The organism is Gluconobacter oxydans DSM 3504, from assembly GCF_000583855.1.
In the GTDB taxonomy this organism is placed as follows: domain Bacteria; phylum Pseudomonadota; class Alphaproteobacteria; order Acetobacterales; family Acetobacteraceae; genus Gluconobacter; species Gluconobacter oxydans.
The window spans coordinates 1,143,049-1,157,972 of the sequence record NZ_CP004373.1 but is presented as its reverse complement, the minus strand read 5'-3'; the positions used below and the strand labels follow the sequence as shown (position 1 = coordinate 1,157,972).

Here is a 14,924-nt window from a genome sequence, read left to right as displayed (position 1 = left end):
CAGCGCTCTGCGTCCTGTGGGAGCGGCCATGTCCTGTTCCGGAACGGAGGCGGGCTTGGAGAGCCGTCCATCCGGCGCTACAGAGAAGACCTCTGACGCGCCGGTCTGACATGATCGGATCTGATACAAACGAGGATAGCCCCGCCATGACCGACACCATTCCCGATCGTCTCTCCGCCAGCCCGGACAGCCCGTATTACAACGAAGAGCTGCTTTCGCGCGGCATCGGTGTCCGTTTCAAGGGCGAAGAGCGCACCACCGTTGAGGAATACTGCATCAGCGAAGGCTGGGTCCGTCTGGCTGTTGGCAAGACGCTGGATCGCCGTGGCCGCCCGATGACGATCAAGGTTACGGGACCGGTCGAGGTCTGGATCAAGGACTCCGAAGAAGAAGCGTGATGACACAGGCCGGCTCCGCACTGATCGCACCCCGCCGCATCGTTATCGACACCGATCCGGGTCAGGACGATGCGGTTGCCATCCTGCTGGCGCTGGCCTCGCCGGAACTGAAGGTCGAGGCCATCACGACCGTTGCCGGCAATGTGCCGGTTGCCCTGACGACGAAGAATGCTTGCGCCCTGCTCGAACTGGCAGGCCGCACCGATATTCCTGTTTTTGCAGGCGCAGCACGTCCCCTGCACCGCGCGCCCATCAGCGCCGAGCATGTGCATGGTGAAACGGGCATGGCCGGCGCCGATCTTCCGGAGCCGACGCTGCGCCCGCAGGCGATTGATGCCGCGACCTGGCTCGTGGACCTGCTGCGTCGTGAACCCGAGGGCGCGATCACGCTCGTCTGCCTCGGCCCGATGACAAACTTAGCCCTCGCGTTGACACATGCGCCGGATATCGCATCCCGGATCGCGGGAGTCGTGGCCATGGGCGGGGCCCAGCGCGAAGGCGGCAACATCACGCCGACCGCAGAATTCAATTTTTTCGTGGACCCGCATGCGGCCCGGATCGTCATGCATTCCGGCATCCCCATCACGCTCCTGCCACTGGACGTGACGCATCGCGCCATCGCCACACCGGCCCGTCTGGCGCCGATCGCCGCGGTCGGCACGCCGGTGACGGACATGGTGGTGCGGATGCTGGGCGCGGAAGACCGCTTCGAGAAGCTGAAATACGGCTGGGAGGGCGGTGCACTGCATGATCCGCTCACCATCGGCTGGCTTCTGAAGCCGGAACTGTTCTCGGGGCGCGACTGCAATGTGGAAATCGAGGTCGACGCACCCCTGTGCATGGGTCAGAGTGTTGTTGACCTGTGGAACGTAACCGATCGCGTTCCGAACGCGTTATGGATCAATGACGTTGATTCAGACGCCTTCTATTCCCTTCTGACGGAAAGACTTGCCCTTCTGGACTAGACTCTTTCCGTCGTACAATGACGTTGGAGTAACCGAACATGGCAGACCCGACCCAGCAGGATCGCTTCTCAGTCGTCATCGTTGGTGGCGGTGCCGCCGGCATTACCATCGCAGCCCAGCTCAGGCGCGAGCGCGCCAACCTGTCGATCGCCATCATCGAGCCGTCCACGACTCATGCTTACCAGCCGGGCTGGACCCTTGTGGGCGCGGGCGTGATGACGCTGCCCGAAACGCTGCGGCAGGAAGGCGGGCTGATCCCGCGCAATGTCACCTGGCTGCGCGACAGCGTTGAGAGCTTTCAGCCCGAAGCCAATACCGTGACGCTGAAAAGTGGCCGTGTTGTCGAATACCGCCGTCTGGTCGTCTGCCCTGGCCTTCAGCTGGACTGGGACAAGATCGAAGGCTTGCCCGAAACGCTGGGCCGCAATGGCGTGACGTCGAACTATTCGCGTGAGACGGCTGCCTATACCTGGGAGTGCATCCGTCATCTTGATGGCGGCAAGGCCCTGTTCACGCAGCCGCCCATGCCCATCAAATGCGCCGGCGCGCCGCAGAAGATCGTCTATCTGGCCTGCGATCACTGGCGCCGCGAAGGTTCGCTGCATCGCACGGAAGTCGATTTCTCGCTGGCCGGAAACGCCCTGTTCGGTGTGCCGTATTTCGTCCCCTCGCTTCAGCGCGAGATCGACTATTACGGCGTGAACCTTCATCTGAAGGAAAACCTGATCAAGGTGGATGGCGAGAAGCGCGAGGCCACGTTCCAGATCGTCGGAACGGATCAGACCGTGGTACGCCAGTTCGACATGCTGCATGTCGTGCCGCCGCAGAGTGCTCCGGATTTCGTCAAGAAAAGCCCGCTCGCCAACGACGCCGGCTGGCTGGACGTCGATCCGACCGTCTTGCGCCACAAGACCTATGACAACATCTTCGGGGCCGGTGACGTTCTGGGCACCAGCAATGCCAAGACAGCCGCCGCAGCTCGCGAACAGGCTCCGGTTGTCGTGGAAAACCTGCTGGCTTCGCTCGATGGCCGCCCGCAGATGGGCAGCTATGACGGTTATGGTGCCTGCCCGCTGACAGTGTCCTACGGCAAGGTCGTGCTGGCCGAGTTCCTGTATGGCGGCAAGGTTGCGCCGAGCTTTCCCTATGACCAGCGCAAGCCCAGCCGCTTCGCCTGGTTCCTCAAGACGGAAGTCTTCCCCCGTCTGTACTGGTACGGAATGCTCAAGGGCTACAACATCAAGGTGAAGCACACGCCCAAAGAGACGGGCTGACCTCTCTCCTTACCGGGAGCTGAAACCGGAAAACGGGGCGGATGAAAATCCGTCCCGTTTTTTTGTGCCTGCGTGTGGGACGACAGACAAAAAAAGAGGGGCCGAAGCCCCTCTTTTTCCAGTGTTCCGTCTGATCGGAGGATCAGAAATGAACGCCGAGGTTCATCTGGAAGGACCGGCCGATGATCGCATCGTAGTAACGCGTCAGGCTGACCGTACCGGGATATTTCGGCAGCGCGTTCGTGATGTTGTTCACCATGAAGTTGGCGCTGAAGTTCCGGGTGATCTCGTAGCCGACCGTCAAGTTGAACATGGCAAAGGACGGACGCTTGTTGGCGGCGTATTCGTTTGCCGGAACCTGAACGGCATAGTGCGACGGACCATACCAGAGTGTCTGCCACTGAAGGGTGAACGGACCACGGATATAGTTCGCGTTCAGGGTGAAGTTGTCGTTGGGCGAGCTCGTAGTGCCGGTCAGAAGGTACGTGTTGCCCAGATAGTTCTGCTGGCTTTTGAGGTAGTGAACATAGGTGCCCGTCAGACCGATCGAACCTGCAGACTGCGGCAGGCCGACCCGTGTTAGCGGGGTATTGTATTCGAGATGAGCCTGAAGTGCCTGGGTCTCATAGCTGGCGATATTGTAGTAACCAGCCGTGAAGGTCTCGAGCTGTCCGTCTGCTCCGCGCTTGAATGAGTTGCAATACTCGTTGCTTGGATAGGAAGTCGAGTCGTAGCAGGCATCCATGATGTCTTCAGCACCAAGAGACGTGATGGCATTGTTGATCTTCACGTCCACGAAAGAGCCTTGGAAGTCGAAACCGCGGATGAAGTGCGGGCGGAGTTCCAGTGTGCCAGTGTAGCTGGTCGAAACTTCATTTTTCAGCTTGCTGTTGCCGCCGGCAGTGCCTTCGATCGTGAAGTTGTTGAAGTTGGATTCGAACGGCTGGGAAATCCCGGCCTTGGCGCAGTTCGCAGCACGGATTGCAGGATTTGGACCGGCCGTGACGCCTGCAGTTGAGCAGGGATCGATACCGTATTCATAATCCGTGCTCTGCGGAGCGAACAGTTCCGTGACGGACGGGTTACGGACCGAACGGGCATAGTTGCCGCTCAGGCCGAAATCCTGTGTCGGCCACCAGGCACCACCGAACATGTAGGTCCAGTAGCCACCAGTCATGCTGTTGTTGATGTAACGACCGTTCGCGGTAGCGGAAAGGCTGTAGACACCAGCCACATGCATGCTGGGCGAGACCAGAGGCACATCCAGTTCGCCGAAGACTTCGTGCGTGTGATACGCGCCACCCGTGGGCGGAATCGAAGTCGAGTTACCGTACTGCAGATACGAGCCGTCATCCTGCTCCCAGCCGCGGGTAAATGCGTCAGGGGTGAAGCGATAACCTTCGCGGCGATGCTCGTAGCCGATGTCCCATTTCACGTCGCCCGCGGGAAGCCGCATGACCGTGCTGGAAATTTCAGCCTGGATATCACGCTGTGCGTTCGCGTTCTTCTGATGTGCATCTGCCGTGATGTAATTTACGGCTGCCGGCGTCGACTGTCCCGTACCAAACGGATTGAACGGGGCGCAGGTGGAGCTGCGGGTTTTTACAGGGGCACTGGTGTAGCCGGGTGTGCAGATGATGTTGCCGCTGGCATCCGTCGTGGAATTGAGTGCATTGATGAGATTCTGCGTGACGATAGACGGCTGCCAGGTGTCGTTCAGGTAACGGCTGTATTCGCCCTGCACTTTCCAGTTGAAGTGACGGCCTACGGCATCGAAGTCACCATTCAGGCCACCCTGAAAGCGGTACATCTGCATTGTCGTCTGGAACATGCCGCCATCAAGGTCCTGGTTCAGACGCGACATGTAGAACGTGTCGGTCGGAAGACCGGCGGCAGAAAGTGCGTTGACGATCGTGGAACGTGCAGCCGAGGACAGATACGGGTTGTTCGTGCTCAGCTGATAGGCACCGTTGACTTCACCATAGTCATGGTAGTTGCTGAGCGTCAGCGGGTCTGCGAAGGACGGCGTGCTCCAGGTTCCCTGTGCAACTTCGCTGGATGCGGTGCCGCGGGCGTACCAGCCCTGCCACGTTGCGTGGATGTGATCGGTGATGTCGTAATGGCCGAGCAGCGTCAGGTTGAGCTTCTGGGTCGGCGTGTAAAGCTGGCCGTAATCCTGAAGTGCGGTCGCATTGCCGCCGACAACCGTTGTCGAGCTTTTCGTTGCATAGTTCCAGGTAACCGGGACAAGCGACTGCCCGTTATTGCTGAACATCAGTGGCTGGCCAGCTGCATTCGAGATACCATCGACGACCTTGCCATAAGCAATGGGCACGTTTTCGCCGGTAAGCTGGGGAATGCCCGTAACCGTTGCGATAACGTTGCGCGAGGCCTTGTCGAAATCGTAGATATAGGGCGAGTTTGTACTGGTGTAGGGCGCACGCACGTAGCTCGTCCGGTTGCGACCGGTCAGGTTGATCCGGTCATTGTCGAGCATACCGCCTTGATTGCGGTATTCGACGTCAAAGACCATGCCGCCCTTGCCATGATCGAAGTCATGACCGACCTTGAATGTAATCTTTTCGCCCGGTGCGTCGAGCTTTTGGCTCCAGTTGCCTTGGGCATTGAAGTCCACGCCGGTGAAGTGATCGTCCAGCTGATAGTTAACGACACCAGCTACTGCATCCGCACCGTAGGCCGCGCCTGCGCCCCCCAGCTTGGTGTCCACGCCTTTAAGGAGGGACGTCGGAATGGCGCTGATGTCCACCTGCGAGCCCGAACCTGCGCCGTAGAGGGAGGCCGTCTCACCACCCACCATACGCATGCCGTCGATCAGCGTCAGGGTGCGCTGGCTGCCGAGATTGAGCAGAGACGTGTAGGACTGGCCCGCGCCGTAGCTGCCCTGGGTGCCAATCGGGGAGTTGTCGCCAACACCGAAAGCCGGGTTTTCACGCATCAGCGCGATGCCGATATCGGTGTAGCCGCGCTTCTTGATCTGGTCGGCGCTGAGCGAGGTGCCCGCCATGACATTTGTCAGGCGCGTCTGGGACAGACGTGTACCGGTGACCGTGACGACTTCAGCTGTGTCTGAAGCTTCCGTTCCCTGCTGCAGCACCTTGCTGTTCGACTGGGTTACCGGAGCAGTCGCCGTCGCGGTTGTAACCGGGGTTGCGGTAGTGGCTGCCGGAGCTGCGACGGGTGCAGTTCTGGCTGTCGTGGCAGCCTTTGCCGGCGCCTTTTTCTTGGCTGCGCTCTTGTGAGCGGAAACGTGTTTTGCAGGTGCGGTCGTGGTGGTCTGGGCGTGTGCACTGACACTTGGCAGGACACTGTAGGAAATGCCCGCCATCAGGAACATCCGGACAACCGTCCGGGGCGCAGGTGTGCGTCTTTTCAGTGAATGTTGCACAGAGGTGGTCATCGCGGCCGTGGTCCCTTCTCGAATAAGGTCGCAAGAAAGTTTTGTATCTCTGGCCACATTTTCATCGGAAATCGAAACGGTGTGCAATCCTTTTGCTACAAGAATGCAACATGCATGTCACATGTCATGAAAGGCGTTGCGCTTATGTCACATTCTGGATTTTCTGAGATATGTGTCAAAAGAATGCGGGAAGATAATCTAAATAAAAAAATAAGATATGGATCTGTTGTGTGTTTATTTTGCAAATAAACAATTTAAACAAAGTTTATATGCGGTAGTTATTTTGGGTTATTTTTCTGTTTTTGTGATGGTTTCATATTGTTTCTTTGTGATTGTATTTTGAGTCTGTTTTGTTGTTCTTTTGATTTTAATTCAATCTTTCATGGAATAATCGAATTATCATCTGTGAATCCGGAAAACGTCACTGAGTCACGGTTTGTCATGGTGGCTTTCTCAGGAGAGCTTCAGGGCGGATTGTCTGAAAACCGGGATAAAATCGGTTCCGGAAGGTTTTTCGCGAACTATTGACGAAAACCGAGTGTTGTTACGTGATTGTACATCATGTTGCGGTTTCGATAACAGTTCAGGCGCGAACGGGTGAACCGCCTCGCGCCTGAACGGAACTGCGATTTGTCCTGAAGCCTTAATGAAAGCGGCAGGGCTTATCCACGGTCGGCTGTTCGTCGGTCTGGATGACCATCAGTGTGACGGGGCCGTCGCCGATATTCCCGGCGAAATGACCGATATGTCCCTTTGCGTCCCTGCGGCTCATCTGGTCTTCGCCAAGAGAGACGTCGCCAGGCCCCATGACAACTTTCTTTCCGTCCATGGCCGTAACGTACCACGATCCCTTCAGCGGAATGATCCACTGGACTTTCGGATCGGGGTGCCAGCTTCCGTCCCAATGTGCAGGTTGCACGGTGGAAATGATGTGCGCGTTGCCTTCATGCACATGATCCTGCCATTGCGGGCCGGCAGGTTTGGACATGGTTTTCAGATCGTAATCATGGAACGGGCAGCGGGTCATGTGGCTGACACCGTCATGATCGGTCCAGTTGTGCCAGTACCAGGCTGTTGGCGGAGTGGGATCGGCAGCATGGGCGCTCCCGAAAACGGAAGCGGCCAGCAGGGCCGCGGCCAGAGGAATGAAGCGGGTCATGCGTCTGATCCTTTATTCGGGGTGGCGCGCGGGGGCGGCTGGTAGCGGTCCATGGGGGCGATGTCGTTGAAGCGTTCCTGATGGGGAGTGCTGATCAGTTCCACGATCATGCCCCAGGGCGTGCGGCCGTAGCAGAACATGTTGCCCGGCGCGGCTTCGAGCGAGGGCTGACCCTGCGGTTCGGTCAGGAGCGTGCCGCCCGCTTCCCGGAAACGGTGACAGGCGGCATGGATGTCATCGACATAGACTGCGAAATGCTGAAGGCCCCAGTCACAGGGACGTGCGGCCTCGCGCTGGTCCGGGCCCTTCATTTCGAAGAGTTCGATTCCCGGCCCATGCCCCAGCGCCATCATGCACATCTCGATGACGGCGGTGCCCTGAGGCAGGCCGAGGATCTTTTCCGTCTCCGGGCCTTTCTGGGGCTTGGTGCGGGTGACGTTGCGGTAGAGGGCGACGGCGCCAAAGGCTTCTTCAAGAAAGCGGATGGCGGCATTGATGTCCGGGACGGTGACGCCGACATGGTCGATGCCACGCGGCAGGCCTGAATGCTCTGTGCTCAAGGGGAGATCCTCCGTTCTGGAAGATCTCAACCCCTGAAGAAACGCACGGTTGCCAGAATGTGTGTCACATTGCTGCAAACCATGTCAGAGGCCGGTAGAGCGTGCCTTGGGTCAGGCCTCGTCGATCGGACGCTTGGGCAGCAGGGCCGGGACGAAGATCATCGTGCACAGCAGCGTGCAGCCGAGCGACATCAGCAGCAGACGTCCCATGCTGGCCGTACCCGGATGGCCGGAGCGTGCGAGCGAGCCGAAGGCCGTGGCGGTCGTCAGGGCGGAGAACAGCACCGCACGCGCCGTGGGAGAGGTGAGCGGACCCTTCACGCCCTCACGCCAGTTCATGACAAAATAGATGTTGAACGACACACCCACACCCAGCAGCAGGGGCAGGGCGATGATGTTGGCGTAGTTCAGCGTTTCCGGCACCGTGACGACCAGAATGACCGTTAGAAGCGCGGACATCAGCAGTGGCGCCATGACGAGGGCCGCGTCCAGCAGGCGGCGCAGGACCACCAGCAGGATGATGGCGATCATGATGAGCGCGCAGATCGCCGCGACCGTGAAGGCATGGACGATCGTGTTGGCGCTCTCCGTGATTTCCATCGCAGGGCCGGCGACGTCCGGATTGACCGAGCGCAACTCCTTGACGAAGCGGTGCAGCACCGGGGTTTCGGACATCTGGCCCTTAGGGTGGATCGTCAGGCGGGCGCGACCATCCGGCAGGACATAGTCCTGACGCACATCCTGCGGAATGCTCTCCATCGTGACCGGCGTGGGCTGGAGCGCCGTGCGCAGCATCGACAGTTCGTCCGGCAGGAAGCGCGTCAGGGACGTGCTTGCCTGAAGCAGCGTGCTGTCCTGGGCCGTCGCGAGCGTGTGCAGGGCCTGACGAATCTTTTCCAGCGGAGCGGGGAGCTGATCCTTCACGGCATCGAGCTTCTGCGCGGCCGTAACGGCGGCGGCGCGGATGGCCGCGGCGTCCGGCGCGGGTGCAGGATTGGGCACCGTGATGGTCGGCAGCAGGATGGAGGCCGTGTCCTCGATCATGGCCAGCTTGGTCTTCTGGTCATCGGGGACCAGAGCGCCGAGCCAGAGCACGTCATGCACGCTCGGCAGCTTCGAGAACGCTGCGGCCTGCCGGGCGGCTTCCGTCAGGTTCGGGGTCAGGACCTGCGCGCTGTAGGGCGTGGTGAGCGGGTTGGCTTCCAGCAGATGCAGGGCGCGCATGCCCTCGGTGTTCGGGTCTTTCGTGTGAAGCGGATCGGCATCGAACTTCAGGAGCGGCATGAGGGCCAGTCCCACGATTCCGAGCAGTGCGAAGACGCCGACGACCTTGTGCCGCTTGTGGCGCAGGAATGCGTCTGCGGGGGCCATGAAGGCAAAGCCCGGGGTGCCATTGCCCAGTTTCGCATGGAAAATGGACAGCAGCGCCGGCAGCAGCGTCATGGTGCAGAAGAAGGCGATCAGCATGCCGAAGCCTGCGATCAGGCCGAGCTGTGCCACACCAATGAAGCTCGTGGGATAGAACGCCAGGAAGCCCGCGGCTGTCGCGAGGGCTGCGACAAGGATCTGTGCGCCGCTTTCCTGACCCGTCAGGATAATAGCGTCATGCAGGGACGGGTGCGAGCCGTCCGGATTGCGCTGTCCGCGCAGGCGCACACTGTACTGGATGGCGAAATCGACGGCGATACCGACGAACAGGATCGCGAAGGCCACCGAGATCAGGTTCAGCTCACCGACCGCCAGAGCTGCAAAGCCCGTCGTCAGGAGCAGACCGCTGATGAGGGTCAGCAGGATGGGGATGATGACGCGCGGAGAGTGGACAGCGAGGATCAGCCAGACTGCGACGAGCACGAGCGAGATGACGAGGCCCAGCACCATGCCGTGTGCGACGGTGGAGAACTCTTCGTCCGACAGCTTCACTTCACCGGTGATGATGCCCGAAGCCTGCTTCGTCTTCACAAATTCGAGATTGTTGATCGCCTGGCGCATGGCGGTCGTGGCGCCTTCGCCCGGCTGGAAGGAGCTGTAGTCGAGCTTCGGCTGCGTGACGACGAACTCGTACTGCGAGCCCAGCTCCGCCAGCTTTCCAATCAGCAGATTCTGCCAGGACATGTCCTGCGGATGGCCGTTTGCTGCCGCTGTCAGGGCGTTGGCGAAACCGTCCAGCGCGCCGTTGAAGCCGCTCGGAATCCCCTGTCCGGCCTTGATGCCCTCGCCGATCAGGCCCAGCGCGCCGAACAGGCCGCGGGCGGACGGATCAGCCGCCAGCGTGCCGAGGAAGGGCTGTGCGGAAACGATCGAATCCAGCAGGGGCTCCAGGTCCTTCGTGTCGAGGAACAGGAAACCGTGGCTGTTATAGAAGGCATTGTCGCCGGGCAGGCTGACCGTCTTGAAATGCGTGTGGTCCTGACTCAGCGTCGCGGCGAGCTGCCTCGCGGCCATGCGTCCCTGTTCGGGGATGCGGCTGTCGATGATGGCGACGAGCTGGTTGCTGTCCTGCGGGAACAGGCGCGTCAGCTCCATGCTCCGCTTTTTCCACGGCAGAGTGTTGGCAAACATCTTGCTCGTGTCAGTCGTCACACTGATTCGTGTGACACTCAGGGCAACGCAGCCAGCACAGAGCAGTGCGAACAGCGCCAGAACAAGGGGCGCACGACGCGCGCAGACGGCATTCAGCCGACCGGTCAGATCCGAAAACATGGGGCCTACCCTTAACAGAACGGGCAGCGTTTCCCTACCCCATCCTGACATTTCAGCGATCCTGAGGCAGAAGGAAAGCCATGACATGGACTCTTCCCGGCCCCGCGACTTACGAAAGTGTGATTCGGAACAGTGTTTTTCGTGCTTCCGCCGCCCCGGTGGAAGATGAAGCTGCCGCCATGGCCTTCTTTCGCGAGGTGGCGGTCCTGGATGCGACCCATAACTGCTGGGCTTTCAAAACGGGCCAGCGCTTCCGGTGCAGCGATGACGGAGAGCCGGGGGGCACGGCGGGGCGGCCGATTCTGTCTGCCATCGAAGGGCAGGATTTCGACAATGTCATGATCGTGGTCACGCGGTGGTATGGCGGCGTGCAGCTCGGGGCCGGGGGACTTGTCCGGGCTTATGGCGGCGCGGCGTCGGCCTGTCTGCGCGAAGCGGACCGGATCGAGCGGATCGAGACCGTGAAGCTGCGGTTTCACTGTCCGTTTTCCAGCTTTGCGATGGTGGAATCGAAGATCGATGGCTGGCGTGCGACCCGGCTGGAATGTGATTTCGATGGGGAAGGCGCCTGGATGACGCTGGCCGTGCCGGTCGAAGAAGCGGACGCGATTACGGAATGGCTGCGGGATCTGACACGGGGACAGATGGACATCACGCAACCCGATTAAAAACTAAAAAAAATCGTATAAATTATTTAAAACTATGACGATTGATGTTTTTGTGGCTCTGCCTAATGTTCTGCGAACCCTCTGTGGAGTTTTCAGGGCATGTCGCGTCATCATTCATACCGGAACCGGTCCCTTCTTGCCCTGATGGCAGTGGAAATCTGCGCACCGCGTGCGGCAGTGGCGGCTCAGCCCTCGTCACCCGCCGCGCCGGTGACGCAGGCGCCCGTCACACAGACGGAAGAATGGATCCACGTCCCGTCCACGGAACGTCCGCCCATTCAGAACTATCCCCATGCCGGTGTCGTGGGACAGCCGCGCCGGGTCGTGGCCAGTCAGAACCATGCGCCGCAGGGACGGCAGGGTCCGTGGGGCGCGTTCAGTTACGGCAACGGCGAATCAGCGGGCTTCGGGCCGGTAGGTCGTTATGGTGTGGCGCCCTGGGCGGAAGACTGGAGCTTCCTGCGGGACAAAAGCCGCCGGGACGATCCGTTCGATCCGCTCAAATTCATTGCCCTGAATGATGCAAAGACGATCTGGCTCTCCTTTTCCGGCGAGACGCGGCTACGAAACTGGTACGAGGAGACGCCCTTTCTGGGAAAGAAGGGCGGCAGCAATTCCGGCCGTTTCGGCGTGCGGAACCTGTATGGTGCGGATCTGCATCTTGGTGAGCATGTCCGGCTGTTCGGTCAGCTCATCAATGCTGATGCGGCTGGCTGGAAAGGTTTTGGCTACAACACGACGTATCGCAAGCGGCTGGATCTTCAGCAGGCCTTCATCGAATTCAAGGGCAAGCTCGCGGGTGCCCAGACCGGCTTCATGTTCGGGCGTCAGCAGTTCCTCGATGCGCCGTCCTACGTTCTGTATAACCGCGAGACGCCCAACGTGCCACTGTCGTGGAACGGTGGCCGCATCTATGCGATCTGGCCCAATATCCGGGTGGATGCGTTCGATTTCGTCCAGACCAAAACCGACGCGACCCTGATGTTCCATGACACCGAAGATTACGGCACGCGCCTGTATGGCGGGGATATCACCGCTCTGGTGCCGCAGTTCTCCATTGGCGGAGAAACGGTGCACTCGTTTCTGGACATCTTCTATTACGGATACCGCTATGGCGGCAGTCTGTCGGTCGTGCCGCTCGCCTCCGGCTCCCTGAAGGGGACGTCCTCACGCGGGAATGTGGGTTTCCGCTGGTACGGCACCGCTGCGTCTTTCGAATATTCTTTCGGAGGGCTCTATCAGGACGGAACGTTCCAGAAGTCCGGGAGCGAGCACAAAAGTGCTGTCCAGGCCTATTCGGTCAATACGATCGTGGGATACCGCCATACGCCGTCTCCGCTGCATCCGTTCATCGGCGTTCAGGCGGATCTGTATTCCGGCGGCGCGGACGGAACGAACGGGCCGGTCCAGACCTATATGCCGCCCTTCAATCCGCAGACGAACTATCTGGACACCACGACCTATATCCAGCCGTCCAACCTCGTCAGTGTTTCACCGGTCCTCAGTGTCACGCCCTGGAAAGGCTTTGCGAGTATCCAGTTCAAGGTGCCGTTCATGTGGCGGGAAAATGCGGATGGCGCGATCTGGAATTCGTCCGGTCCGTACACATTCTCGAAGACCTATCACGGCGGTTATATTGGTGTGGTGCCGCAGGCGTCGCTCAAGCTCCAGCTCAACCGGCATCTGACCTGGCAGATCTATGGCGCACGGTTCATGGCCTCGAACGGGCTGCATGCGGCGGGCGGCAAAAGCGGAAGCTACGCCCAGTCCAATGTCGTGTTCCGCTTCTGAGGCGTCTCAGTTCAGGACGGGCGGGCCGGATTCGGCCGCTGGAAAGACCTCTGGCAGGACAGGGGAGAGGGCGGCGATAACGGCCTGTTCCGAGAAACGGGTTTTCAGAAGCCGCCGTCCGGCCCGGACCTGTTTTTGGCCTGTCGCGGGGTCCAGAAAAGCGGCAATCCGTTCCGCGAAGTCGGAGGGCGTGTCTGCGATGGAGGCGTGCCATGTCGGGTCTGCCGGGTCCACCAGGCCTTCGGCGGCAATCGGGGTCATGACGACGGGCAGCCCGATGGCCCAGGATTCAAGCACCTTGCCCTTGATCCCGGCACCAAAGCGGAGCGGTGCCACACAGACGGATACGTCGGCCAAAGCGTCCTGAAGCTCCGGCACGGCGCCCACGATCTCCACGTCCTCCGCCGCCAGCGTATGGACGGCATGGGGCATGGCGCTTCCGATCAGGCGGCAGCGCAGGCCCGGAATGACCTGGCGCAGACGCGGCATGATCGTCAGAACGAGCCATTTCGCTGCGTCCAGATTGGGATCGTGGGCGAAATGCCCCACGAAGGCGATGACGGGCGCCTCTGGCGGCCGGCGCCGGCGGGAAGAGACCGGCACGGCCCAGGGTACGACATGGACATTGGCTGTGGGCACGGTCCGTGAGAGGCGCTGCGCCTCGATGGCAGAATGCGTCAGAACAAAATCCGCCAGCCAGGCGCACATGTTTTCCCGGACTTCCAGACGGCTGGCGAACCGTTCGAGTTCGGGCCGGGATTCGACAGCGGCCTGACGGTGCAGACGCAGGGAGGCCAGATCGGCCACGCTCCAGATCAGCGTGGCGGTCGGGGCGAAGGCGCGGGTCAGGGCGGAATAGCTCTCCGCATTGTTGAGGCGGTGCAGATAGACCACCTCAAGCCCGCTTCCGAGTTGCCGGAGTGCTTCTTCCGGACACGGAAAGACGGGCGGCATCAGACATTCGATGCCCTGCTGCTCCAGCCGCATGCGGTCGTCTTCGCCCGGAGAGAGACGCGAAGCCATGAAGCAGCACCGGTAACCGAGATTCCGGATGGTGTGGATATGGGACAGGACCGCAACCGAACCGGCATCCCGTTCGGGATCGGGAGCGCGGTCGTCAATGAAGAGGGCGACGGGGCGTGGTGCGGTCGTGGTCGCCGGATCGGCCCTGTCGGGTTCCGCTGGATGAAGGCGGCGCGCCTGCCGGGCCTGTTCCCGCTCGCGTTGCGCCGTCAGTTCCGCAGCGCAACGCGTCCTGAGCCGTTCGGCTTCACCCACGAGAAATGCCAGGGCTTCCGCCCGTTCGGGCGGGGCATCCAGTCCGCGCAGAATGCTGGAAAAATGGGTTTTCAGATCCGCAGACAGGCTGGCTGTGCCCGGGATCGTGAAGGGTGTGCCGAAACGCTCCTCGCCATGCCGGAGTTCGATCACGTGATCCGTCAATGGATCGATCGGGGAAGAAAAGGCATGATGGAAGCCATGCCGCCCCGTCCCGAAACCCGCGTCCCGCAGGTCGGCGCGGAAACGGTTGGCGGCGATGCGTCCGGCGGGTTGTCCGTCTACCCAGACCGTCAGCCAGACTGTGCGGTCCGGGCAGGCCTCATCGCGGACCCATCCTGCAACGTGATACCGGTCCGCCACGTCGAACGCGCCCACCAGCGATGAGGGCAGGGGCGGGATGCGGACCGGCGAACCAGTCAGCGGGCGGCCTTCCCGCGCATCGGTGAATTCGACCAGCGCGCCTTCATGCGGCAGCGGAACCGGCCACACTTTCTGAAAGGCGTAGTTTCCGTGCCATTCCCCGCCGCGCAGATCGGCCCTGAAGCGGTCAGCATCGACTTCGTCCACCAGTTCGCCGTCAACATGGACCTGAATACGGACCGGCATGTCCGGCCACGCCGGTTCGAGGGCCCATCCGGCAAACTGCTCGCGGTCACAGACATCGACATAGCCGACAAGGGAGACGGTCAAGGCGTAGCGTTTCCTAAGGT

Annotated in this window: 10 protein-coding genes; 5 read left to right on the top strand and 5 right to left on the bottom strand. The window is 60.7% G+C overall.

What is annotated here, in order from left to right:
* The first annotated feature begins 146 nt into the window (after positions 1–146).
* The 3 genes from GLS_RS05185 to GLS_RS05175 are packed head-to-tail and all read left to right on the top strand — an operon-like array spanning position 147 to position 2,637.
* Complete coding sequence (locus GLS_RS05185) at positions 147–398, top strand: DUF3297 family protein (RefSeq protein ID WP_041112680.1); 252 nt, start codon at positions 147–149, stop codon at positions 396–398.
* Positions 398–1,363 carry a nucleoside hydrolase gene (locus GLS_RS05180; protein ID WP_148295951.1) on the top strand — a complete coding sequence of 322 codons (966 nt, stop codon included), beginning with the start codon at positions 398–400 and terminating at the stop codon, positions 1,361–1,363. Before GLS_RS05185 ends, GLS_RS05180 begins: the two co-directional genes overlap by 1 nt.
* A gap of 38 nt (positions 1,364–1,401) precedes the next feature.
* Positions 1,402–2,637, top strand: coding sequence for an NAD(P)/FAD-dependent oxidoreductase (locus tag GLS_RS05175; protein WP_041111474.1), 1,236 nt, complete (start codon positions 1,402–1,404; stop codon positions 2,635–2,637).
* A gap of 142 nt (positions 2,638–2,779) precedes the next feature.
* Here the strand turns inward: GLS_RS05175 and GLS_RS05170 are convergent, their stop codons facing one another.
* From GLS_RS05170 to GLS_RS05155, 4 genes are all read right to left on the bottom strand, one after another.
* Complete coding sequence (locus GLS_RS05170) at positions 2,780–5,983, bottom strand: TonB-dependent receptor domain-containing protein (protein WP_226986643.1); 3,204 nt, start codon at positions 5,981–5,983, stop codon at positions 2,780–2,782.
* Between the two features lie 715 nt (positions 5,984–6,698).
* Positions 6,699–7,214, bottom strand: a complete 516-nt coding sequence (locus GLS_RS05165) for a cupin domain-containing protein (protein WP_011252511.1) — start codon at positions 7,212–7,214, stop codon at positions 6,699–6,701.
* Complete coding sequence (locus tag GLS_RS05160) at positions 7,211–7,774, bottom strand: VOC family protein (RefSeq protein WP_172492311.1); 564 nt, start codon at positions 7,772–7,774, stop codon at positions 7,211–7,213. The genes GLS_RS05165 and GLS_RS05160 overlap by 4 nt, the downstream gene beginning before the upstream one ends.
* Before the next feature lie 111 nt (positions 7,775–7,885).
* Positions 7,886–10,474 carry an MMPL family transporter gene (locus GLS_RS05155; RefSeq protein ID WP_041111472.1) on the bottom strand — a complete coding sequence of 863 codons (2,589 nt, stop codon included), beginning with the start codon at positions 10,472–10,474 and terminating at the stop codon, positions 7,886–7,888.
* Positions 10,475–10,554: 80 nt separating this feature from the next.
* On the opposite strand from GLS_RS05155, the gene GLS_RS05150 reads away from it, so the two are divergent.
* A complete protein-coding gene (locus GLS_RS05150; protein ID WP_041111471.1) occupies positions 10,555–11,142 on the top strand; it encodes an IMPACT family protein in 588 nt (195 codons plus the stop codon).
* Between the two features lie 99 nt (positions 11,143–11,241).
* Positions 11,242–12,933, top strand: a complete 1,692-nt coding sequence (locus GLS_RS05145; RefSeq protein ID WP_041111470.1) for an alginate export family protein — start codon at positions 11,242–11,244, stop codon at positions 12,931–12,933.
* Positions 12,934–12,939: 6 nt separating this feature from the next.
* Here the strand turns inward: GLS_RS05145 and GLS_RS05140 are convergent, their stop codons facing one another.
* Positions 12,940–14,904, bottom strand: a complete 1,965-nt coding sequence (locus GLS_RS05140; RefSeq protein ID WP_041111469.1) for a glycosyltransferase family 4 protein — start codon at positions 14,902–14,904, stop codon at positions 12,940–12,942.
* Positions 14,905–14,924 lie beyond the last annotated feature (20 nt).